The sequence below is a fragment of the Paraburkholderia sp. 32 genome (assembly GCF_050435345.1).
Classification (GTDB): Bacteria; Pseudomonadota; Gammaproteobacteria; order Burkholderiales; family Burkholderiaceae; genus Paraburkholderia; species Paraburkholderia tuberum.
In genome coordinates this window covers 765,644-789,187 of sequence record NZ_JBNDKD010000003.1, presented here as the reverse complement: position 1 = coordinate 789,187, position 23,544 = coordinate 765,644, and the positions used below count along the sequence as shown (strand labels likewise).

19 protein-coding genes are annotated in these 23,544 nt (G+C 66.2%); 6 read left to right on the top strand and 13 right to left on the bottom strand.

The window, feature by feature from the left end; genetic code table 11:
• Positions 1-124 precede the first annotated feature (124 nt).
• Together OKW26_RS26330 and OKW26_RS26325 are read right to left on the bottom strand one after the other, a co-directional pair.
• Positions 125-805 (bottom strand): PspA/IM30 family protein, encoded by a 681-nt coding sequence (locus OKW26_RS26330; protein ID WP_090805336.1) that lies wholly within the window; start codon positions 803-805, stop codon positions 125-127.
• Positions 806-1,263: 458 nt separating this feature from the next.
• A complete protein-coding gene (locus OKW26_RS26325; RefSeq protein WP_184056770.1) occupies positions 1,264-1,929 on the bottom strand; it encodes a hypothetical protein in 666 nt (221 codons plus the stop codon).
• A gap of 559 nt (positions 1,930-2,488) precedes the next feature.
• On the opposite strand from OKW26_RS26325, the gene OKW26_RS26320 reads away from it, so the two are divergent.
• A complete protein-coding gene (locus OKW26_RS26320) occupies positions 2,489-4,990 on the top strand; it encodes a penicillin-binding protein 1A (RefSeq protein WP_429355681.1) in 2,502 nt (833 codons plus the stop codon).
• Positions 4,991-5,072: 82 nt separating this feature from the next.
• Here the strand turns inward: OKW26_RS26320 and OKW26_RS26315 are convergent, their stop codons facing one another.
• From OKW26_RS26315 to OKW26_RS26300, 4 genes are all read right to left on the bottom strand, one after another.
• Positions 5,073-5,345, bottom strand: coding sequence for a hypothetical protein (locus OKW26_RS26315; RefSeq protein WP_429355680.1), 273 nt, complete (start codon positions 5,343-5,345; stop codon positions 5,073-5,075).
• A gap of 390 nt (positions 5,346-5,735) precedes the next feature.
• On the bottom strand, positions 5,736-7,301 hold the full coding sequence (locus OKW26_RS26310) for an efflux transporter outer membrane subunit (RefSeq protein ID WP_429355679.1): 1,566 nt from the start codon (positions 7,299-7,301) through the stop codon (positions 5,736-5,738).
• 14 nt (positions 7,302-7,315) lie between these two features.
• Positions 7,316-10,444, bottom strand: a complete 3,129-nt coding sequence (locus OKW26_RS26305) for an efflux RND transporter permease subunit (protein ID WP_429355678.1) — start codon at positions 10,442-10,444, stop codon at positions 7,316-7,318.
• The gene (locus OKW26_RS26300; protein WP_184066035.1) at positions 10,441-11,589 is read right to left on the bottom strand and encodes an efflux RND transporter periplasmic adaptor subunit; all 1,149 of its coding nucleotides are present in this window, start codon (positions 11,587-11,589) and stop codon (positions 10,441-10,443) included. The genes OKW26_RS26305 and OKW26_RS26300 overlap by 4 nt, the downstream gene beginning before the upstream one ends.
• Positions 11,590-11,807: 218 nt before the next feature.
• On the opposite strand from OKW26_RS26300, the gene OKW26_RS26295 reads away from it, so the two are divergent.
• Complete coding sequence (locus OKW26_RS26295) at positions 11,808-12,425, top strand: TetR/AcrR family transcriptional regulator (protein WP_090805323.1); 618 nt, start codon at positions 11,808-11,810, stop codon at positions 12,423-12,425.
• Positions 12,426-12,510: 85 nt separating this feature from the next.
• Here OKW26_RS26295 and OKW26_RS26290 read toward each other — a convergent pair whose 3' ends face one another.
• Positions 12,511-12,723, bottom strand: coding sequence for a hypothetical protein (locus OKW26_RS26290; RefSeq protein WP_184056745.1), 213 nt, complete (start codon positions 12,721-12,723; stop codon positions 12,511-12,513).
• Between the two features lie 269 nt (positions 12,724-12,992).
• On the opposite strand from OKW26_RS26290, the gene OKW26_RS26285 reads away from it, so the two are divergent.
• Complete coding sequence (locus OKW26_RS26285) at positions 12,993-14,057, top strand: LysR family transcriptional regulator (RefSeq protein ID WP_184049287.1); 1,065 nt, start codon at positions 12,993-12,995, stop codon at positions 14,055-14,057.
• 31 nt (positions 14,058-14,088) lie between these two features.
• Here OKW26_RS26285 and OKW26_RS26280 read toward each other — a convergent pair whose 3' ends face one another.
• The 6 genes from OKW26_RS26280 to OKW26_RS26255 form a co-directional block, all read right to left on the bottom strand.
• Entirely contained in the window at positions 14,089-14,319 is a 231-nt protein-coding gene (locus tag OKW26_RS26280; RefSeq protein WP_184003893.1) for a DUF2795 domain-containing protein, read from the bottom strand.
• A 193-nt stretch (positions 14,320-14,512) separates the two neighbouring features.
• Complete coding sequence (locus tag OKW26_RS26275; RefSeq protein ID WP_184003891.1) at positions 14,513-14,767, bottom strand: hypothetical protein; 255 nt, start codon at positions 14,765-14,767, stop codon at positions 14,513-14,515.
• 216 nt (positions 14,768-14,983) lie between these two features.
• A complete protein-coding gene (locus OKW26_RS26270; RefSeq protein ID WP_184056739.1) occupies positions 14,984-16,321 on the bottom strand; it encodes a C45 family autoproteolytic acyltransferase/hydolase in 1,338 nt (445 codons plus the stop codon).
• 142 nt (positions 16,322-16,463) lie between these two features.
• Positions 16,464-18,197, bottom strand: coding sequence for a ClcB-like voltage-gated chloride channel protein (locus OKW26_RS26265; protein WP_184056737.1), 1,734 nt, complete (start codon positions 18,195-18,197; stop codon positions 16,464-16,466).
• A 112-nt stretch (positions 18,198-18,309) separates the two neighbouring features.
• On the bottom strand, positions 18,310-19,047 hold the full coding sequence (locus tag OKW26_RS26260; RefSeq protein WP_090805317.1) for a glutathione S-transferase: 738 nt from the start codon (positions 19,045-19,047) through the stop codon (positions 18,310-18,312).
• Positions 19,048-19,248: 201 nt separating this feature from the next.
• Entirely contained in the window at positions 19,249-20,328 is a 1,080-nt protein-coding gene (locus OKW26_RS26255) for a YeiH family protein (protein WP_429355677.1), read from the bottom strand.
• 132 nt (positions 20,329-20,460) lie between these two features.
• On the opposite strand from OKW26_RS26255, the gene OKW26_RS26250 reads away from it, so the two are divergent.
• The 3 genes from OKW26_RS26250 to OKW26_RS26240 all read left to right on the top strand — a co-directional run bounded on the left by OKW26_RS26250 (position 20,461) and on the right by OKW26_RS26240 (position 23,501).
• The gene (locus OKW26_RS26250) at positions 20,461-21,354 is read left to right on the top strand and encodes a LysR family transcriptional regulator (protein WP_184022703.1); all 894 of its coding nucleotides are present in this window, start codon (positions 20,461-20,463) and stop codon (positions 21,352-21,354) included.
• A gap of 236 nt (positions 21,355-21,590) precedes the next feature.
• Positions 21,591-22,376, top strand: coding sequence for a sugar phosphate isomerase/epimerase family protein (locus OKW26_RS26245; protein WP_429355676.1), 786 nt, complete (start codon positions 21,591-21,593; stop codon positions 22,374-22,376).
• 141 nt (positions 22,377-22,517) lie between these two features.
• The gene (locus OKW26_RS26240) at positions 22,518-23,501 is read left to right on the top strand and encodes a sugar kinase (protein ID WP_429355675.1); all 984 of its coding nucleotides are present in this window, start codon (positions 22,518-22,520) and stop codon (positions 23,499-23,501) included.
• Positions 23,502-23,544: the final 43 nt, after the last annotated feature.

Sequence of the window (23,544 nt, the reverse complement as noted above, 5' to 3'; positions counted from 1 at the left end):
GATTGCGGTGGCTGCCTGTGGCGGCCGGTATGCCGGTGCGTTCAGAAGCGAGCGCACCGGCATGTACTGCTACTGCTGTCATTGCTGGGTGTACTTGCTGCGAGGAAGTACAGGCATCCAGCATTTACTGCGCCGGCGTATTGAGCTGCTTCTTCAGCGCTTCGAGCCGATCGTCGACGGACGGCCCGCGGTTCAGATCCGCGAGCTTGTCGTCGAGCGCCTTGCCGCTTTTTTCGTCGGCGGAGTTCAGACGCGCGTCGGAACGCGCGTTCGACAGCGCGACTTTATCTTCCAGCTTCTGGAAATCCTCGGACAGGTTCTTGCCGCCGATGCCGCCGAGTGCGGTGGCCGCGGTATCTTTCGCCTGCGCGATCTGCTGCTTGGCTTGCAGGATGTTCGAGCGCGCGTTCAGGTCGTTGCGGCGCGTGCGCATGTCCTCGATCTGGCTCTTCAGTTGTGCGACCGACGGCTCCAGCGAAGTCAGTTCTTTGGTCAGCGCATCGCGTTCGGCTTCGGCCGTGGCCTGCGCACTGAGCGCTTCACGCGCGAGCGCTTCGTCGCCGGACTGCAGCGCACGGCGAGCACCGTCTTCATACTTCTTCGCCTTGTCCGCGGCAACATCGCGCTTGCTTTGCTGGGTGGCGACCTGCGCCTGAATCTCGATCAGCGAGTTTTCGGCCTTGCCGATGCTGTCGTCGAGTTCGCGCACGATCTGGCGCGAGTCGCGCGACGGATCCTGCACCGAATCGGCCGCATCGTTCAAAAGACCTTTGAGCGTGCGCGAAATGCTGTCAAAAAGCGACATGAAAACCTCCAGAGAATGTGAGCGGCGCCGACGATGCGTGCGCGCCTGACTGCCTTGAACTACTGCTACTTTACGCCGCCGTGCGCCATGCTGCGCAACGTTCGGACCGGAGTTCGGGGCGCACTTGCCAATTGCAATAGCGCGGTCCGTTTTTGTTGAGGCGCAATGCCGGTTGAGGATTGCCTCGATGATGGAAAGCCGCGATGGGCATGGACTTGACGGCGGATATTACACCACCGGCTGTCTTAAAGATGGCTTAATCGATGCGCTACCCGAAGGCGCGAACGATTCGCGAAAAGCCGCTGTTTGCGGGTGTGGGCGGGCGTTACCGAGCGGCGTTTCACGCAGGTGTCACTGATGTAACGATATGCAACGGGGACTCGTTGCGTACGCTCGCCTGCTCGCTCGGATGCAGTGATTGCGGCTCGGTGCGCAGTAATTTTCCGTCACGCTTTGCGTCACGCGAAACGGCCGCCTTCGGCGCTCGGGTCGCTGTGCGGTTCGTCGTCGTCGGAGTCCTGGTCGTTGGGGCGGCGCTTGAGTGAGTTGCGCAGACGCGCCGACGTGCCGGGCAGCCGTTTCGACGCGGCGTTGTCGATTGCGTCCGCTTCGGCGTTTTCCGCGTTTTCGGCGGCTCGTGCTGCCGTCAGACGCGCGACGGCTTCGGCGGTGGCCGCGGCCTGTTCGTCCTGCCCGGCGGCGAGCGCGGCGGCGACGCCCGCGGGAAGCAGCGGGGCGGGGGCATCCACAGCGTCGGTCACGGGAGCGGGGCGACCGGCTTGCTGCATCGAGGGCGAAGCCACGGCATCGGCGGCGCCGGCAGCCGCCGGAGCCGCCGCGTCTTTCTCATCCGCTTGCAGCGCTACCGGCAGCGCGGCGCGCGCATAGCGCGTACCGCGCGCGACGCGCTGCAGCGCCGCGTTCAGCGGATCGGGCGCGCGCGGCGCGCGCAGCCGGTCGACGATGCTCGCGGCCTTGACCTGTTCGCTGGTCGCGCCGAAGCTCAGCACCGCGCGCCGCATCAGTTCACTCACGCTGATGCCCAGATCCTCGGCAGTCGCGGTGATCGCACGTTTCTGCGCGGTCGTGACGAATACGACGATGCGCTCACTGGGCTTGGACATGATCGACTCGCAGTCTTGTTAGCATGGGCGGATCGGCGCGTGCCTTCGGATACGGTGTCGGAACCCGTCATCGGAACTGCCGTTGGATCCCGCCGTTGGGGTCCCCATCGCGCGCATCGAGGGACGCGCGCGGGGTTCATCATATGACGAGTTGCGCCGCCACGGAACAAGCGCGGTGCGAAAATCCCGTGGCATCAACGAGTTGTAGTGTTTGCGGCCGGTTTGTCCACAGCCCTTTCAACAGAAAATGTTGATAACCCCGCACAAGCTGCGCGTCGCGCGCACGCTGCAATGCGCGCTGCGCGAAATTACAGACCCTTACCAGGAAAAGGCGGCCGGCAAAGGGAATTCTTACAAAAAAACTGCCTTGGACCGCTGCCGATTTCTTTAAAATGCGCTGTTACGTTGCGCCGGACATGGTCCGTGGCGTGCCGTGCGGCCGGCCGGGGGCAAGGTCCGCAGGGCGGCGTACGTCCCTGCCAGGATGTCGAATACGACCCATGCGCGCGCCGCGAGCGCGTGCAGACAGGCGCGCAGTTGCGGGCCCATTATTCCAGTCATGCCAATCATCAAACGACCGCATTCCTCGAACTCTCCGGCCGGTGAAGACCGGGACTCCCACCAACGCACCCCTGGACGCAATGCCGCTTCGCGCGAGCCCGAGCGCGGCCGTCGTTCGATCGGCGCGTCGCTCGTGCTGTGGTTCTTCGGCCTGATCGCGACCGTCGTCGTGGTCGGGGCGCTGATCGTCGGCTATGCGCTCGTCGTGATGGGGCCGCAATTGCCGTCGCTCGACGCGCTGACCGACTATCGCCCGAAAGTGCCGCTGCGCGTCTACACCGCCGATCACGTGCTGATCGGCGAATTCGGCGAGGAGCGGCGCAGCCTCGTGCGCTTCCAGGACATCCCCGACCAGATGAAAAAAGCGGTGCTCGCGATCGAGGACTACCGCTTTTACGAACACGGCGGCGTCGACTTCGTCGGCATCCTGCGCGCCGGTTTCGCCGACCTTGCGCATGGCGGCGCGTCGCAGGGCGCGAGCACGATCACGATGCAGGTCGCGCGCAACTTCTTCCTCTCCAGCGAGAAGACGTACACGCGCAAGATCTACGAGATGCTGCTCGCGTACAAGATCGAGCGCGCGCTGACGAAAGACCAGATCCTCGAGCTGTACATGAACCAGATCTATCTGGGCGAGCGCGCGTACGGCTTCGCCGCGGCCGCGCGCGTGTACTTCGGCAAGGACCTGAAGGACCTCACGCTGGCCCAGGCCGCGATGCTCGCGGGCCTGCCGAAGGCGCCGTCCGCGTATAACCCGGTCGTCAATCCGAAGCGCGCGAAGATCCGTCAGGAGTACATCCTGCGACGCATGCTCGAGCTGAACTACATCACGCAGCAGCAGTACGACCAGGCCGTGAAGGAAGAGATTCACACGAAGAATCCGGGCAACGAGTACAGCGTGCACGCCGAGTACGTCGCCGAAATGGTGCGGCAGATGATGTACGCGCAGTACAAGGACGAAACCTATACGCGCGGCCTGAACGTGACCACCACGATCGATTCCGCCGATCAGGACGCCGCGTATCGCGCGGTGCGCAAGGGCGTGATGGACTACGAGCGGCGCCACGGCTATCGCGGACCGGAAGGCTTCGTGCAGTTGCCCGAGGCGGGCGACGACCGCGACCAGACGATCGACGACGCGCTGACCGATCACCCGGACAACGGCGAGATCATCGCCGGCGTGGTGACGGACGCGAGCGCGAAGCAGGTGGTCGCGCAACTGGTCGACGGTACGCAGGTGACGGTGGCGGGCGACGGCCTGCGCTTCGTCGCCGCGGCGCTGAGCCCGCGCGCGAACGCGACGCTGCGCATCAAGCCGGGTTCGATCGTGCGCCTCGTCGCCGACGACAAGGGCAACTGGCAGATCACGCAGCTACCGCAGGTCGAGGGCGCGCTCGTGTCGCTGACGCCGCAGGACGGCGCGATCCGCGCGCTGATCGGCGGTTTCGACTTCAACAAGAACAAGTTCAACCATGTAACGCAAGCGTGGCGGCAGCCGGGTTCGAGCTTCAAGCCGTTCATCTATTCGGCGGCGCTCGACAAGGGGCTCGCACCGGCGACGATCATCAACGACGCGCCGCTGTACTTCCCGCCGAGCACGCCGGGCGGCGACGCGTGGGAGCCGAAGGACGACGATCAGCCTGATGGTCCGATGTCGATGCGCGTCGCGCTGCAGAAGTCGAAGAACCTCGTGTCGATCCGCATCCTGTCGTTCATCGGCACCAGGTACGCGCAGGACTTCGTCACGCAGCGCTTTGGCTTCGACGCCGACAAGACCCCGCCGTATCTGCCGATGGCGCTGGGCGCGGGCCTCGTCACGCCGCTGCAGTCGGCGGGCGCGTACTCGGTGTTCGCGAACGGCGGCTACCGGATCAATCCGTATCTGATCAACGAAGTGACCGACGCGCGTGGCGTGGCGATCTCGCGCGCGCAGCCGCTCGTCGCTGGGCACGACGCGCCGCGCACGCTCGAGCCGCGTAACGCATACATCATGAACAGCCTGTTGCACTCGGTCGCGACCGCGGGTACGGGCGCGGGCACCAACGTGTTGAAGCGCTCGGACCTGCAGGGCAAGACCGGCACGACCAACGACGCGAAGGACGGCTGGTTCGCCGGCTATCAGCAGTCGCTGGTGGCGGTTGCGTGGATGGGCTACGACCAGCCGAAGAGTCTCGGCAGCCGCGAATTCGGCGCGCAGCTCGCGCTGCCGATCTGGGTCGAGTACATGCAGCGCGCGCTGCGCGGTGTGCCCCAGGCCGAGCCGCAGCAACCCGACGGTGTGACGGTGATGAACGGCGAGCTGTTCTTTACCGACAAGTTGCCGGGGCAAGGCTTCGTCGCGAGCATCGGTCTCGATTCGGGCAATCCGATGGCCGGCGCGACCGATGCGGTGGGCGGGGTCGGCCCGGCGGGCATGACGCCGCCGGTGGTGCCGCCGCCGAGCGTGTCGACGACCGAGAAGAAGCAGATCATGGATCTGTTCGAGTCGAACAAGCCTTGATGTCTCGGATGGCGGGTGCGCGGGGGGCCACGGATTCTTAAGCGATACGGGCACCGGCCCGCTCTCGCCGCATACCGTCATGTCAGCGGCGAAACACCTCGACGCGAGGCACATCGTCGGAAAAAGCGGACTGAAGTGCCCACTCCTCGTAGCGTTTCGCGCCGGCAAGATGCTCCGATAACTTCATGGTCAGATCATGCCAGGCTGAATCGCCTTCCGGCACGGTCATGGTACGGCCATCGTCTAGCCGGACGAGCAATACGATCGAATTTCCAATCCATTGTTCTGACCGCGTAGCGACGATTTCGCGAATATCTTCCCAGGCAATGTGTTGCTCGCCTTGCTGATTTGTCACGACGAGACCCTTATCGCTCAGGGATAGAGCGAAGGAGAATCTTCGTCGTCATTCGATCAGAGACCGATCATTTGCCTCTCGAAGCGCAACGGTCGCAGTGGCTATCTGAGGCGCTTGCTCGTCTTGAGCCCGAGTTCAAAAGCTCGCAAGAGTGGGCAAGTTCTTTCGCGCCTCAAGCATGCATCGATCTGATAGCACGATTCAGTGATCGATAAACACCGTTGAGGCGCTGCAGAGCACGTGTCCTGTGGCTTGCTTCTGATTCGTTTTGCACCGTACAAACAAATCGTATTAGGTTCAATGCGTTAGCCCGTTGTTCAGACAGTTTTCAACAGGCTCATCAACACGAACTGGGGATAAGTGCGCCGCGTTCCGTACGGAATCCGAGATTTAGTTGGATGTCGCCGTGTTCGTCGTCCCAACCGATGCAGGCGCAGAAGCCGAAGTCGCCGCAGCCGATGATGCGCCTGCCTGATCAACCAGCGGATTCCCCATCGCCTGAAACAACGCCGCCGTATCCGTCAGCCGCGCGCTCATATAGCGGATCTCGTCGAGCTGCGCGTTGCGCCATTGCTGCTCGCTCGAACGCGTCGCGGCGACGGGCAGCGCGCCGAGCCGATAGCGCGCCGAGGTTTCGTTGAACACGCCCTGTGCCGAACGCGCGGCGACGTTCGCGGCGTCGAGCGACTGCGCGTCGTGCTCGAGTGAGGCGAGCGTGTCGGCGACGTTCTGAAACGCGGCCAGCACGGTCTGTTTGTACTGCGACACGCTCGCTTCATACGTGTGCTGCGCCGCGCGGCGCTGCGCGAGCAGCGCGCCGCCGTGAAACAGCGGTTGCGACAGCGACGCGCCGATGCTCCAGATGGCCCCCGCACCGGACATCGCGACCGGCCAGCTAAAGCCGCCTTGTCCCATCGATGCCGACAGCGACAGACTCGGGAACATCTGCGCGGTGGCGACGCCGACATCGGTCGCAGCGGCCTTCAGCGCGGCGTCGGCGGCCTCGATGTCAGGCCGCGTGCGCAGCAGCTCCGACGGCACGACCACCGGCACCTGCTCCGGCACATGCAACTGCGCGAGATCGATGTCGTCGGGCGCTGCATCGGGTGTGCGGCCAAGCAGCACCGCGAGCGCGTGACGCGTAGTGAGCCACTGTTGCTTCAGCGCCGGCAGACTCGCCGACACGCTCGCCGCGCTCTGCTGCGCGTTCAGCAGATCGGCATGCGATACCGCACCGAGCGCGAAGCGCCGCTCGGTATCGCGCGCCTGATCGTTGGCGAGAACCACGAGCCGCTCGGTCGTATCGATCTGCGCGTGCAGCGCGGCGCTCGTGATCGTCGCGGTCACGATGTTCGCGGCGAGCGCGCGCCGCGCCGCCTCGAGCTGGTAGACCTGCACGTTCACGCGCGCGGCGAGCGCCGCGTTCGCGAGACGCGCGGCGCCGAACAGATCGAACGTGTAGTGCGCCTGCAACTGGCCGACGAACACGTTGTACAGAAACGTGTTCGGTCCGATCTCGGGGATCGCGAGCGCGCGATTGCGGGTGGCCTGGCCGCCGGCGTCGATGGTCGGCAGCAGCGAGCTGCCGACCTGCGCGCGCAATTGCTCGCGCGCGGCGGCGAGACTGCGGTCGGTCGCGTCGAGCGTCGGACTATTGCGCAGGCCTTCGTCGACGAGCGCGTTCAGCGCATCCGAGCGGTACAGCTTCCACCATTCGGGCACCGGCTGCGCGCCGGTCACGAACTGCTGCGTGACGCCCTGCGCGGGCACGGTTTGCGTCGGTAGCGGCTCGGCACCGTAGTGCGCGGGCTGCGGCATCGCGGGCGCGTCGCCGTTCGGTCCGAACGAGCAGGCGCCGAGCATGCAGGTGATGCTGGCGATGCTCGCGGCAAGCGTGGTACGGGCCAGCGCGTCGAAGCGCGCGCGGCGTTGGGGGGAGAGGGCGGGAATAGTCATGCTCGTGCTCATGCTCAGTTACCCGTGTGCGTGGCGCCGGCACCGGACGGCGTCTGCGGCTCGCGCTCGTCGGCGCGTACGCGGAACGACGCGGCGTACAACGCGGGCAGATAGAACAGCGTGAGGATCGTCGCGCTCGTGATGCCGCCCATCAGCGCGGTGGCCATCGGCCCGAAGAAGTTCGAGCGCAGCAGCGGAATCAGCGCGAGCACGGCGGCCGCGGCGGTCAGCGTGATCGGCCGGAACCGCCGCACGGTCGCGCCGACGATCGCATCGAAACGCTTGTGTCCCGACGCAATGTCCTGCTCGATCTGATCGACGAGAATCACCGAGTTGCGCATGATGATGCCGAACATCGCGATCACGCCGAGCATCGCGACGAAACCGAACGGCTGGCCGAACAGCAGCAAGGTGAGCACGACGCCGATCAGGCCGAGCGGCGCGGTCAGCACGACCATCAGCACGCGCGCGAAGCTTTGCAGCTGGATCATCAGCAGCGTGAGCACCGCGATCACCATGATCGGAATCTGCGCGTTGATCGAGGTTTGACCCTTGGCGCTTTCCTCGACGGAGCCACCGATCTCGATCCGGTAGCCGACCGGCAGCGTCGCGCGGATCGGCGCGAGCGCGCGGTCCACCGCGTGCGTGACGTCGATGCCTTGCGCGCCGGCCGCCACGTCCGACTGCACGGTGATGGTCGGCTGACGGTCGCGTTCCCAGATCACGCCGTATTCGAGGTCGTTGCGCAGATGTCCGAGCGTGCCGAGCGGCACCGGGCCGTTCGGCGTCGGCATCGCGAGCGCGGTCAACTGCGACGGGTCGACGCGTTCGGCGCGCGGCGCGCGCAGATCGACGCTGATCAGCTTGTCGCGCTCGCGATACTGCGTGACCGTGTAGCCGGACATCGTCATCGCGAGGAAGCTGGCGATGTCTTCGGACGTCACGCCGAGTTCGCGCGCGCGTTTCTGGTCGATCTCGAAGCGCACCGAGCGCTCGGCGGGTTCGTCCCAGTCGAACTGCACGTTGCGCGTGCCGCGATTGGCGCGCATCGTCGCGGCGACGCGTTCGGCGATCGAGCGCACGGTCGCGATGTCGTCGCCGCTCACACGGAACTGCACCGGATAGCCGACCGGCGGCCCGTTCTCGAGGCGCGACAGGCGCGTGCGGATCGCCGGGAAGTTGTTGAGCAACTCCGGTTCGAGCCACTGCGCGAGCTTCTCGCGATCCTTGACCGACTTCGCGGTGATCACGAACTGTGCGAAGTTCGGCTGCTGCAATTGCTGATCGAGCGGCAGATAGAAGCGCGGCGCGCCGGTGCCGACGAAGCTGACTGAGTGATCGATTTCAGGCCGGCCTTTGAGAACCTGTTCGAGGCGCTGCGCCTGGCGCAGCGTTGCATCGAACGACGCGCCTTCGGGCAGCCGCACATCGACCAGCAACTCCGGCCGGTCCGAGCTCGGGAAGAACTGCTGCGGCACGAGCGAGAAGCCGGCCATCGCGAGCACGAACAACAGCACGGTGATCGCGAGCACGACGAAGCGCCGCTCGATGCACCAGCCGATCCAGCCGCGCAAACGCGTGTAGAAGCGCGTGTCGTAGATGTCATGTTCGTGATCGTCAGGCTCGTGCGCATGGCGCTTGCGCTCGGGCAGCATGTGATAGCCGAGCAGCGGAATCAGCACGACCGCCGCGAGCCACGACGCGATCAGCGCGATCGCCGACACCTCGAAGATCGAGCGCGTGTACTCGCCGGTGCTCGACTTCGCGAGCGCGATCGGCAGGAAGCCGGACACGGTGACGAGCGTGCCGGTCAGCATCGGAAAGGCGGTGCTGGTGTACGCGAAGGCCGCGGCGCGCGTGCGGTTCCAGCCTTGCTCGAGCTTCACCGACATCATTTCGACCGCGATGATCGCATCGTCGACGAGCAGGCCGAGCGCGAGCACGAGTGTGCCGAGCGATACCTTGTGCAGGCCGATATCGAACAGGTACATGCACAGCGCGGTGACCGCGAGCACCACCGGAATCGAGATCACGACCACCATGCCGGTGCGCACGCCGAGCGACACGAGGCTCACGACCAGCACGATCCCGACCGCTTCGGCGACCGCTTCGAGGAAGTCGTCGACCGAGCGCGCGACCGCGTGCGGCATGCTCGATACTTCGACGAGATTCAATCCGGCGGGCAGCGCGGCGCGCAGTTGGGTCATCTGCTGATCGAGCGCGCGGCCGAGGCGGATCACGTCGCCGCCCGGCTGCATCGTCACGCCGATACCGAGCACGGGTTTGCCGCCGAAGCGCATCTGCGTGACGACCGGGTCGTCGTAGCCGCGCTTGATCGTCGCGATGTCGCCGAGACGCAACGTGCGGTTGTTGATGCGGATCAGCGTGTCGGCGAGCGCGCGCACGTCGTTGAACTGGCCGCTCGGGCGCACGAACACGCGGTCGTCCGTGGTGGTCAGCGTACCCGCGGGAGCGATCGTGTTCTGCGCGTTGATCGCCTGCCCAAGCTGTTGTGGCGAGATGCCGAGACGCGTCAACTGCGTGTTCGCGATCTCGATGTAGATGTGCTGATCGGGATCGCCGAAATAGTCGACCTTGCCGACGCCCGGCACGCGCAGCAGCACCGAGCGTAGCTGGTCCGCGTAATCGTGCAGTTGCGCGGCGGAAAAGCCGTCGCCTTCGAGCGTGTAGATGTTGGTGTAGACGTCGCCGAATTCGTCGTTGAAGAACGGGCCCTGGATGCCCGGCGGCAAGGTCGACGCGATGTCGCCGACTTTCTTGCGCACCTGGTACCACGTCTCGGGCACCTGGCTCACCGGCGCCGAGTCCTTCATCGTGAAGAAGATCAGCGATTCGCCGGGACGCGAGTAGCTGCGCACGAAATCGATGTACGGCGTTTCCTGCAGCTTGCGGCCGATGCGATCGGTCAGCTGCTCCTGCACCTGGCGCGCGGTGGCACCCGGCCAGTACGTGCGGATCACCATCACGCGGAACGTGAAGGGCGGGTCTTCCGACTGCGCGAGCCGCGTGTAGGCGAGGATGCCGAACGCGGTGGCGAGCGCGATCAGGAATACGACCAGCGCCTGATGACGCAGCGCCCACGCGGACAGATTGAAGCGTCCTTCTTCGTGCGACGTGCTCATGAAGCGAAGTCCTCGGGATGCAGCGGCGCGATCGCGCGGACTTTCTGGCCGGCGCTCACGGTGTGCACGCCCTGCAGCACGACGCTTTCGCCATCTTTCAGGCCATCGCTGACGACGAACGTGCGCTCGTAGTAGCGCGTGACGGTCACGCGACGCAGCTCGAGCGTGTTGTCCGCGGCGCGCACGACCCACACGGCCGGTTCGCGCCCCTCGTGAAACAGCGCGGTGACCGGCAGCGTGAACACGCCGTGCTGCGCGGCCGCCGCGGCGAGCGGCACGGCCGGCGTGACGTCGGCGGTCATGCCGAGGCGCACGTCGGCGCCGGCATCGAGCAGGGTCAGACGCGCGCGCCAGGTGCGGCTCTGCGGATCGGCGGCCGGCGACAGCTCGCGCACGCGTGCGCCGAGCTTGCGGCCCGGCAGCGCGGCGAGCGTGACGCTCGCGTTCTGGCCGACCGCGAATGCGGCGAGCGCGCTTTCGGGCACGTCGCACAGCACGTCGACGTCGCCGCTCCACGCGAGGTTGTAGACGGCCTGACCCGCCGACACGTTCTGGCCCGTGTCCGCCTGTTCAGCCGTGATGACGCCCGCATGACCGGCGACGAGCGTCGTGTACTGCAGCTGGTTCTTCGCGAGTGCCGCCTGCTGCTGCGCCTGATCGCGCTGCGCGAGCGCGGACGCGTAGGCGTTGGTGGTCTGTTCGAGCTGCGCGGGCGCGATCAGGTTCTCTTTGGCCTGCGCCCTGTCGCGTTCGAGCTGCTGCTGCGCATAGACGAGGTTGTGCTGTGCGGCGTCGAGCTGCGCCTGCGTGCTCGCGGCGTTTTTCTGCGCATCGGCCGGGTCGAGCAGCGCGACGACTTCGCCGCTTTTCACCGTGTCGCCGAGCCGTACCCGCCGCTCGATGATCTTGCCGGCGACGCGGAACGACAGCGGCGTCGAATAGCGCGCCTGCACTTCGCCGGGCAGCGACGCCGCCTGCAGCGCGTGGCCGTCCGCATGCACGGCGAGCGCGACCACCGGGCGCGGCGCGGGCGCCGCGGCTTCCTTCTTCGAGCAGGCCGCGAGCGCTAGCACGCCTGCCAGCGCCAGCGCGCAGGTCTGCCTGGAGAAACCGCGGTGAGAGGATGGGGGAGACTGCTGGCGCATCGCTGACGATGCGGGAGAACCGGGACGCTTCACAATTACCCCAACTGGAGACAGCGAACGAACACGGCAAGCCGCGCGGCCCGCCAGCGAAGACCCGCATGCCGCGTCATGCTAATGGCATACAGGGATGGCTTTGAATGAAGCAATGCATTTTAATACACTCATGTATCTGAATACATAGATGGATTTGAATTCTTTTGGGTGCTAGGCTTGCGGCCATGAAACGTCAAAGACTGACAAGAGAGCAGAGCAAGGACCAGACGCGGGAGCGGCTGCTCGATGCCGCGCAGGCAATTTTCATGAAGAAGGGCTTCGTCGCGGCGAGTGTCGAGGACATCGCGGCGGCGGCTGGCTATACACGCGGCGCGTTCTATTCGAACTTCCGCAGCAAGACCGAGCTGTTTCTGGAGTTATTGCGGCGCGATCACGAAGCGATGCAGGCGGGCCTGCATGCGATCTTCGAAAGCGCGGCGTCGCGCGAGGAGATGGAGGCGCGCGTGCTGCGCTACTACAGCTCGCTGCATCGTGAGAACAAGTGTTTTCTGTTGTGGGTCGAGGCGAAGCTGCTGGCGGTGCGCGACGGCCGTTTCCGGCTGCGCTTCAACGCGTTCATGCACGAAAAGATCGAACAGTTGAGCGCCTATGTGCGCGAGTTCTCGGAGCGCGTGGGCACGCCGATGTCGATGCCGCCCGAGCAGCTCGCGATCGGCCTGATGGGTCTGTGCGACGGCGTGCAGTTCTTCTACACGGTCGATCCGCAGAATGTCCCGGCGGAGATGGCCGAAACGGTGCTGGCGGGGTTTTTCTCGCGCGTGGTGTTCGGGCGCGATGCGTAACGGTAGGCGTTGAGCCTGGAGGCGCAGATGCGCGAATGCGCGACCCGGAGGGATCGCGCATCAGATACGGTTCAAGGCGGAAAAATCATTCGACCGGCAGTCGCGCGCAGGCCTCGGCGGCGGGCGCCGCGCACGCGAACGCGTACTGGCCGCTGGCGTCGAGGAATTTTTCCCCGGCGTGCAGGGCAACCTTGATATCGGGGCAGCGCTCGTAAGCGATATAGGCCGAGCTTGCGGCGGCCGACCAGCAAACCAGCGAAAACGCGATCTTTTCCAGCAGACGAAAACGATGTGGCATGGCGGTGTAGCGGTAACTTTCTTTGGCCGCCATCTTACCAGCAAACTAGGGTTTATACCTAGCTAAAATCCACGATAGACGCCGTAATAGTGGCGCGATGGACACGCCGCGCCGAATCTGACCGGAATGTCATGTCTGGGTCAGGGTTGGGACATGTCCTATCGCTAGAATCGGTTGCGTTGGGCGGACCCGCGCGCGCCCATGCGGCGCGGGTCGACACAGGCGGCAACGGTTGCGCCGGCCCGGCTTTACCGAGGCAGGAGTCGTCCATGAATCAACTGCAGTCGATGCGCGTGTTCGTCAAGGTGTCGGACCTCGGCAGTTTCGTCGGCGCGTCGGGCGCGCTGGATCTGTCCACCGCGGTCGTCACGCGGCACGTCGCGGATCTCGAAGCGCGGCTCGGCACGCGACTGCTGAACCGCACCACCCGCCGTCTTTCGCTGACCGAATCCGGCGCGACCTATCTGGAGCGCGTACGCCACATCCTCGCCGATCTCGAGAGCGTCGAGCAGATGGTGGTGGCGCGCAATCACGAGCCGGTCGGCACGCTGCGCATCGTCGCGCCGGTCGTGTTCGGATTGCACAGTCTCGCGCCGGTCGTGCAGTCGTACGCGGCGCGCTATCCCGACGTCGTGCCCGACGTCACGCTCGCCGACCGCCACGTCGATCTGGTCGAAGAGGGCTTCGACGTCGGCATCCTGGCTGCGCGGCACATGCGCAGCGCGAGCATCGTCACGCGGCGGTTGACGACCGGCTACATGACGGTTTGCGCGACGCCCGAGTATCTGGCGCAACACGGCACGCCGAAGCGCCCCGAGGATCTGCTCAGGCATTCGTGCCTGAGCAGGCCGGCCGAGCAGGGCGGCGAGGAGCGGTTGTTCAATGGGCCGGACGGCGAAGTGCGGGTGCGGCCGACCAACGCGATCGCGGCGAACAACGCCGAGATGCTGCGGCAGTTCGCGCTGCTCGGCATGGGCGTGGCGATCCTGCCGAGCTACCTGATCGGCCGTGATCTGACGGCGGGGCGGCTCGTGCGTCTGCTCGACGCGTACAGTCTGCCGCCCATCGAAATCACGATTGCGTATCCGAGCCGGCTACATCTGCCGGCGAAGGTGCGGACGTTCATCGACCATCTGGTCGAGCATTTCCAGCCGGACAGCGCGCAGGCGCGGGATTCCCGTAGCGTGGCGCCGGTGCGGGTGGTGGCCGGGGTGAGCGGGTCCGACGCCCCGACGGCGCGCGAGATCGCCGACGACGCGCTCGAAAACAGCCGCACGACGCGCCGTGTGACGCGGGTGGCGCGCGCGCGGATCGCGGCGTCGTCGCAGTTCTGACGTGTGAGCTGAGGCGAGGCTGAATCCGGGTTCAGATCCCCAGGCCCGGGCCATAGTTGCCGCCGATCAGGCGCGTGACCGACTCGATGTCGACATAATCCTGCTCCGGCATACCATCGAGCATCGCCAACACCTCGTTGCTCGCGCCGGCTTCGCGCGCGGCGTCGACGAGTGCGTCCTTGTTGGTCGGGAATTCGACTTCGCTGAGAAGATCGGCGATCTGCAGATCGATCGATTCGCCGGGGATGTCCGAGGCCGTCATGCGCATGCTCCTGGTGAGCTTGAGTTAGTCACGTCGTTATTGCTGCCACGAAAAGCCAGCGCCTCGCCGCGATGAGTTTCTCGCAGTCTGTTGCAATCCCGCGTGCATCGCCACCCCATCGTCATGACAGCCGGCGCAAACCGGGGCAGGCGCGCCGTCGTAGCCGCGCCGCCGCCGGCCGTTGCGGCGGCCCTCACGTGGTCAGATGCTCGTTCTGCCCGGTCAGGCTGCGTTCCAGATGTCGGGACTTCGGCAGCGCAATATGCTCCCAGTGCTGCGGACGGCTGGCGTCGGTGCTCGACACATCTGGGGCCGGAGGCGCGACCGGCGCGGCGTTCGCGCGTTGCGCGAGCGTGATGGAATCCGTGCTGTCCGAGGCGGTATGAACCGGCGCGGCAAAGCACGAGGCTGACAGCGTCACCATGATTAACAGTGTCGAGGTTTTCATCGCCCGACCTCCTAAAGCTCATGCGGCGCTGACAATCGAGCAAACCCTGTGCCGTCCCGCGTCGAGAGGACGGTGCAAGCCGAGGACGGCATGGCGCTGCGCGGCCCAGGCTCCTTACCATCTTAGATGGCAAATACTGCAACGCGCGCACATTTGCGACAAAACCGGATTGTAGATTCCATCATCGCATGAACAGGCGCGCGCGTCCGCCATGCGCTAGCGCAGCACATCGAAGCGCGTCCACGGCCACGACGGCCGGTCGCGCATATAGCCGTTCAGCCAGTTCCACTGCGGATGCCGCTTCATGAACGCCTGTGCGTCGAACGGCCGGCCGCACGGATGCCCCCAGCGCGCGGTGAAGGCCATCTCGCGGGCCATTTCGCTGTCGATCACCTTGCCGTCGTTCGCGCCCCACGGATTGAACGGCCCGTGATCGGTGCCGCCGAAGCGCGCGTCATCGAGCTCCAGATGCCCGCAGATCGTGCGCGAGCACGGGTTGTCGTTGCGATCGAGATAGACGTCGTGATGATCGGCGATCATCTGCTTCGCGAGCTCGACGTCGATGCTGCCGCGATGCAGTTCCTCGAGCTGCATGAAACGCAGACGCCGCGCGCCGTTCTTGCGCACGTCGGTATAGTCCTCGCCTTCGCCGATGCATTCCTGGTTGCGGATCTTCAGATCCGTCGCGGTGTTGTAGCCGCTGTAGAAACCGTCTGTGGTGGTCTCGAAGCCCGCATAGTGCAGCCCGAGTTCGTAACGCGCGATCTCGCCGGTCTTCGTGTCGCCGAGCAGCCAACTGTTCGCGTAGCCGCCGTTGTTCGCGAGCGAGAACATGTCGCACCATTCCTTGATGCTGTTCGCATATTGCGACGCGCGCCGCGAGCGATAGAACTCGGGCGCACCGGCCGCGTTGTAGCCCGCGAAGTTCGAGATCGTCGTTTCGGTGATCATCAGGCCGGCCGCCGTGACCCAGAAATCGGTCAGGCTCGAGATGCAGCCCGGCAGGCCCTGCATCAGGATGCGGTTGCCGCGGTCGGGCACGATGTCGAACACGACGTTGAACGCGTCGCCGGCCGCGTAGCGGTCCCACGAGTTGTGCGCCATCACGATGCGGCCGTCGCGCGTCGCGTTGCCGGTTGCGATGAACGCGCTGCAGTGGTGACCGCGCCGGCCGCGCCACAGTTTCGCGCCCAGATGCGGCTGCGCCTGCGCGGCGTGCGTCGGCCACCAGCTTTGCAGCAGATCCATGTAGCCGTTCCACGCGAGCACTTCGGCGAACGGCAGCTTCGCGCCGTCGGCGATGCCATGGATTTCATCGGCGAATTCGGTGTCGAGCTTGCTCGCGAACTGGCTCGTCGCAGCATTGACGAAGGTGTCGAACTCCTCCCCGGTGTCCCATTTGGCGAGATAGCGCGCGGTGCGGATCGCGTTTCTGATTTCGTCGGCGAGCAACTGGCCGTGCTGCTCGCCGCGATCGTACGGCTCGCCTTCGATATGCACGAAAATCCAGCCGGCCTGATCGCGGCGTACGGCCTCGGGGGACGGTTCGCTCATCTTCGCTCCGACGCTACGGCGGGCGCTGTCGCTGCGCCCAAGCTGGGCTCACGCGTGCCGGCCGCGTGAAGGGCCGGCGGGTCTGTCCATTGTAGAGAATCCGCGGCGCTTTGCATCGCGCCCCGCGAAGCCTTCGAAAGCTCTAGCGCGACGGACTCATGCGGAAGTACGCATCGAGCAGCGAGGTCTTGTAGACGACGCCGGCGAGCTTCGGATGCGCGGTGCTTTCGATCACCGGCAGCCGCTCGCCCTGAAACGCCATGAAGTGCTGTAACGCGATGGCGAGCGACATGTCCGGCGTCAGCACGTCGAAATGCGGCTGCAGATAATCGGCGGCGGTTTTCATCGACGTTTCGCGCCGCTCGAGCAGATCGGACGTGATGTCCTTCAGCGCGACCACGCCGAGAAACGCGCCCGAGTCGTTCGCGACGTACAGATACTTGACCGGATACTCGAGGAACACGCGCGTCATGTCGTGCACGGTCGCGTTCGGCGGCACGACGGTCTGCGCGGGGCGGATCAGCTCGCGCATCTGCGTCGCGCGCAATCGCGAGCGCTCCTGCTCCTCGCGATTGCGGCGCAGCGTGATCTCGTACATCGAGGTCTTGCCGATCGCGCGAGCGATGAAATACGCGACCACGCACGACAGCATCAGCGGCAGCACGACCTGATAGCTCAACGTCATCTCGAAGATCATCAGGATCGCCATCAGCGGCGCCTGGGTCGCGCCCGCGAGGAATGCGCCCATGCCGACCATCGCATAGGCGTAAGCGGCCGACGTCGCATGCGGCCACAACGCGTGCATGCCCTGGCCGAACAGCGAGCCGACCGCCGCGCCGACGAACAGCGTCGGCGTGAACACACCGCCCACCGCGCCGGAGCCGGCCGTCGCCGCGGTCGCCGCGAGCTTGCAGACGAGCACCAGCAGGAGCGCGGACCATGTCCACGGCGAATGCAGGATCGAGTTCACGACGCTGTAGCCGTTGCCCCACACCTCGGGCTCCGCGACCGAAATGATGCCGACCACGAGACCGCCGAGCGCGAGCCGCACCGGCAACGCCACCGGCAGCTTGCGAAAGGCCGCCTTCGATGCGTTGAGCAGCCGCAGAAACTGCGGCGCGGCCGCGCCGCACAGCGCGCCGAGCGCGACGAACAGCAGCACCTCGGGACCGGTCACGGTCGGAAACTCCGGCATCTCGTAGGGCGGCTTGTAGCCGGCGAACTCGCGCATCGTGATGTTCGCGACGACCGCCGCGACCAGCACCGGCCCGAAGCTTTCCATCGCGATCGAGCCGAGCACGATCTCGGTGACGAAAAACGCGCCCGCGATCGGCGCGCTGTACGCGGACGTGATACCGGCCGCCGCGCCGCACGCGACGAGCAGGCGCAGCCGCGGCGGATCGAAGTGGACCCAGCGGCCGATCAGCGACGAGGCGAGCGCCGCGAGCTGCACCATCGGACCTTCACGACCGATCGAACCGCCGCTCGCGATCGTAAACAGCGACGACACGCTGCGCCACAGGCTCAGGCGCACCGGCACGACGCCGTCGCCGATCGCGACCGCTTCCATGTAGTCGGTGTGCGTTTTCGTGTCGGCGTGACGCTGCGCAATCAGCAGGAAAATGCCGGCGACGAGACCACCCGCGGCCGGCAGCCAGATGCGCATGGTCCACGGTAGGCTGCGCGCCATGTCGACGAAGCTGCCGGAGCGGCCGGCAATCGCCAACTGCAGCAGTTCGATGCCCTTGCGAAACACGATGGTCGCCAACGCGCCGGCAATGCCGACCACAACGGCCCAGACCAGCACCGTATGGGCTTCTGAGAGGCGGAAAACGCTTTGGGCGCGGGTGCGCAGCTTCAGCAGGAATGAAAGCACGTCGTCGGTACGGGGCGTGAAGGAAGGTTGAAAAACCCGCGGCGCAACAGCAGCGCGCCCGCCTCGAATGGCGGGCGCGGGGCGGCGAGCGGGCGGAGGCGGGCGGCGCGGTTCAAGTCGCCGCCTTGTCGAGTTCAGGATAGTGCCGGAAGATGCAGCTTTCGTTATGGCCGATGCGCCGGTCCGAGTCCAGATACGCGGCGATGTTCGGTCTTGCGATCACGGCGTCGTGCAGCGCGGCGAGCCGCGGATAGTGCTCGCCGAAGCGCTTCAGCGCGCGCGGAAACGCGTACAGCAGACCGTCGATCAGCTGGAACATCGACAGGTCCACATAGGTCAGCGTGTCGCCGACCATGAAGCTGTCGCCGGCCGGATTCTGCGCGAGCACGCGCTCGAAGTACGACATGAACTTCGGAATCCGATGGTCGATGAAATCGTGCGCGCGCACCTTCGCCGCGTCTTTCTGCTCCTCGTAGTAGAGGCCGCTCGCGAGCGGATGGTGGGTGTCGTGCGCTTCGGTGACGACGTCGGCGATCGTCAACTGCAGGCCGTTCGCGACATAGCGCAGGCTGTCCACCTCCGGCGCCAGCTTGAGCCGCGGGCCGAGATAGAACAGGATGTTGGCGGTCTGCGCGATCACCAGATCGCCGTCTTTCAGAAACGGTGGCGCGAACGGCGGATACGGCTCGTCGGGGCTTTGCATCACCGCCATCATCGCTTTGGTGCCAAGGCCCTTCGAAGGCTTGCCGCGCGCGACTTCGACATAGTCGACGCCGGCTTCCTCCAGCGCGAGCCGCACGAATTCGCCGCGGCCTTGCAGGCCATCCCAGTAGTACAGTTCCAGGCTCATCGATCGATCCTCATTCCGGTCGCCCGGACGCGTCGCGGCAAGGCGGTTTCACCGCTGCCATCGGACGTCGCGCACGGGCGGGTTGGGGGGCAAAGTTCGCAGCAACGAGTATGCCGTGTGATCGGCCGGGATGGTGCGCCGGAAAGCGCAAAACCCCGCGCGCGGCGGGGTGTCGGGGAAGGCGGGAGAGCCGGCGACGGCTTAGTGGAACAGGTGCTGGACGGTCCATGTGATGCCGAGTCCGCCGGCGATCAGCCATACATACAGAATCAGGCCGGTGGTCAGCGCGCGCGGACCCGCTTCGCGAATCTGCGAGAAGCGCGTTTCCATGCCGAGTGCGGTCATCGCCATCGTCAGCGCGAAGGTGTCGAACAGGTTCAGCGTCGAGGTGGCGCTTTCCGGCAGCACATGCAGCGAGTTGATCGCCACGCAGGCGAGGAAGCCGAGTGCGAACCAGGGGATCGCCAGCTTGCGCGGGGCGGCGCCGTCCGTGCCGCCATCCGTCGCGCCGCGCGTCGCGCGGTTCACCCACAGGCCGACCACCAGCAATACCGGCACGAGCAGCATCACGCGGGTCATCTTGACGATCGTCGCGATGTGCGTCGCTTCGGGGCTCACGTTGCTCGCCGCGCCGACCACCTGCGCGACCTCGTGGATCGTGCCGCCGAAGAACAGGCCGGCGCCGACCGTGTCGAGATGCAGCCAGCCTGCGTTGAACAGCACCGGGTAGAGGAACATCGACAGCGTGCCGAACAGCACGACGCTGCCGACCGCCATCGCGCTCTTGTGCGGCTTCGACTGCAGCGTCGATTCGAACGCGAGCACAGCGGCCGCGCCGCAGATCGCGCTGCCGGCCGCCGTCAGGAGCGCGGTGTCGCGATCGAGCTTCATGATTTTCATGCCGGCCCAGGTGCCGATCACGAGCGTGCTGACGACGATCAGCACCGACTCCGCGAGACCCGGCAGGCCGACCTGGGCGATTTCCTGCAGGCTCACACGCAAGCCGAAGAACGCGACCGCGATGCGCAGCAGCTTGCGCGCCGAGAAATTCACGCCGGCCGCCCAACTGACCGGCATGCTGTCGCGCAGCGCGTTGCCGTAGATCGCCCCCGCGACGATGCCGACGATCAGCGGACTCAGGCCAAGGCCGGCAATCGCCGGAATCGCCGCGATGCGCGTGACCGCGGCGGCGAACAGCGCGACGAACAGTACGCCGTTGAGCTGGCCGCGGGTGGACAGCGCGGGGGAGGCGGCGGCGAGCGGGGCGGTGGGTGTGGACATGATCGGTGGTTTCGTAACGGACTTGCGTGGGACTGCATAAGCAGCAATGGGGCTAATCCTAAAGTAGATATATCGATATGAAAAATCGTGATTTAGAATGTGAAGTATCGGCTCAACGGATATTTAATCGAGATGACCCCGGATCAACTTATAACGTTCGCCGCCGTCGCTGAGCATCGCAACATCAGCCGGGCGGCGGTGGCGCTGCATCTGTCGCAGCCGGCGGTGTCCGGCCAGCTGAGGCAATTGCAGGACGAGTTCGGCGAGCCGCTGTATCAGCGCGATGGCCGCGGGGTGCGGCTGACGCCAGCCGGCGAACAGCTCGCCGCCTATGCGGCGCGGCTGCGCGACACCTGGCGGCAGGCGCATGCCTATCGCGACGCGCTGCGCGGTCTCGAACAGGGCACCTTGCGGATCGGCGCGAGCACGACGCCGGCGAGCTACCTGCTGCCGTACCTGATCGCCGAATTCCATCGCCGCTATCCGCACGTGAGCGTGCATACCGCCAACGGCAACACGGCCGAGATCGTCGGTGCGCTCGGCTCGGTCGACATCGCGATGATCGAGGGGCCCGCCGGCGCCGATCTGCCGCCGGACACGGTCGTCCATGCGTGGCGCGAGGACGAGATCGTCGCGATCATGCCGCGCTCGCATCCGCTCGCGCAGGCGGACAATGGCGGGCGCATCGAGCTGGCCGCGTTCGGCGCGTATCCGCTGGTGCTGCGCGAGGAAGGCTCGGGCGTGCGGCAGACGGTCGAGCGCGAGTTCGCGCGCGCGGGCGTGCCGATGCGCGTGGCGCTCGAAATCGCGGGGGTCGAAGGGGTGAAGGAGGCGGTGCGGGCGGGGATGGGTGTCGGTTTCGTGTCGGCGATGTCGATGCGGCATGAGGACGGTGCGCTGCGGCTCATGTCGCTGAGCCCGCAGCCGCTGACGCGGCGGCTGTCGATTCTGGTGCCGCATGCGAGCGCGCCGTCGCGGGTGGTCGAGCAGTTTCTGGCGATGTGCGTCGCGGACGAGGGCGGCTGATTACCGCGCTGGCAGCGTATGGGGTCGAGAATCCGAACCCGCGCGGGGCGCTGCCGTGTCCGGCGCGCTTCGCTTTACGCTCGCCGTATGCCGGCCGCGCCTGGGGATTTCCTCTATGGTGCGCGATGGCTGTCCCGAGCACCATTCGCACATCGCAGCGCCTCGGCGCTTTTTTTCGAAGTTTGGTTGGAACCGGTTCCAAAAGCGGTTTCGCTTCAGGATTGCGTGAGTTGGATATGGCTGATGCAGTGGAGATCGTGGTCGTCGCCAGCGCGTTCGGCGTGAACGCCGTGCGCGCCGACGGCCATCTGAAATGGGCGCAGGCGGCAAAGAGCGCCGGCGCGGCGGGTTTCGAAGTGCGCCGGGAGCTGTTCGCGAGCGACGCGGACGCGGACCCGCAACGGCTGCGCGCGCTCGGCGCGGCGTTGGCCGATCTCGGGCTGTGGTCGGTGTTCTCGACGCCGGCATCGTTGTACGCGGCCGACGGCCAGCTCGATACCGACGCACTGCGTGTCGCGCTCGATCAGGCGGCCGCGCTCGGCGCGCGCTTCGTCAAGCTGCAACTCGGCGGCTTCGCGGGCGAGGCTCACGGCGCGGCCATCGTCGCGAGCGGCTCGGGCACCACGGGCGGTGCGCAGCCACGGCTCGTCGTCGAAAACGGGCAACTGGCGCAGGGCGGCTCGCCCGCGCAGTTCGTCGGGCTGTTCGATGCGCTCGCGCGTGAAGGCCACGCTGGCGTGCTCGGCATGACCTTCGATACCGGCAACTGGGCGTGGCTCGACGTCGCGCCGCTATCCATCGCGCCGCAGCTCGCGCCGTACGTCGAGTACATCCATTGCAAGACCACCACGGGCGAGGGCGCGCGGCGCTTTGCGAGCGCGCCGGCCGAGGATGACGCGCCATTGCGCGCGCTCCTCGACCGGCTGCCGCGCGAGGTGCCGCGCGGCATCGAGTTTCCGTTTGATCCGAGCCGGATCGACGCGGATGCCGCGCGTTATGTGAGCTGGCTTGCGCGCGTGTAGACGCGCGACGCGGCATCACGAAGCGCCTCGGTCGAAGCCGTACAGCAGACGAGGCAGCAACCCAGGCAGCAACCCAGGCAGCAAAGAACGCATTCCACGCAACACGAATCACCGCATCAGAAGCACCACCAGGAGCCCAGCATGACGCACCCTTACCCCGCGCTCGACGTGATCACCTACGGCGAAGCGATGGCGATGTTCGTCGCCGCCGAAGCCGGCCCGCTCGCGGGCGTCGGGCACTTCACGAAGCGCATCGCCGGCGCGGATCTGAACGTCGCGATCGGCTTGTCCCGACTCGGCTTCAGGGTGGGCTGGATGAGCCGCGTCGGCGACGATTCGTTCGGCCGGTACGTGCGCGACACGCTGACGAAAGAGGGCATCGACCAGCAATGCGTGAGCACCGACGCGCGCCATCCGACCGGCTTCCAGCTGAAGTCGAAGAGCGACGACGGCAGCGACCCGGCGGTCGAATACTTCCGCAAGGGCTCGGCGGCGAGCCATCTGTCGCTCGACGACTACCTCGCCGATTACGTGCTGCCCGCGCGTCATCTGCATCTGACCGGCGTCGCCCCGGCGATCTCGGCAAGCTCGCGCGAACTCGCATTCCATCTGGCCCGCGAAATGCGCGCTGCGGGCAGGACGATCTCGTTCGACCCGAACCTGCGTCCGACGCTGTGGCCCTCGCGCGCGGCGATGGTCGAAGGCTTGAACGCGCTCGCCGCGCTCGCCGACTGGGTGCTGCCCGGCATCGGCGAGGGTGAGATTCTGACCGGCCACACGCAGCCGGAGGACATCGCGAAGTTCTATCTCGAGCGCGGCGCGCGCGGCGTGATCGTCAAGCTCGGCGCGCAGGGCGCGTATTACCGCACCGCGACCGATGCCGCGACGATCGCTGGCCGGCCGGTCGCGAGCGTCGTCGATACGGTCGGCGCGGGCGATGGTTTCGCGGTCGGCGTGATCAGCGCGCTGCTCGAAGGCCGCACGCTCGCGCAGGCGGTCGCGCGTGGCAACCGGATCGGCGCGCTCGCGATCCAGGTGATCGGCGATTCGGAAGGTTTGCCGAGCCGCGCCGAACTCGACGCGCTGGAGCTGGCCGAGGTACCGGACATCGCAAGCGCGGCCTGACGCGGATCGGACCGCATCGATAGCGCTGCATCCACAACCAGCA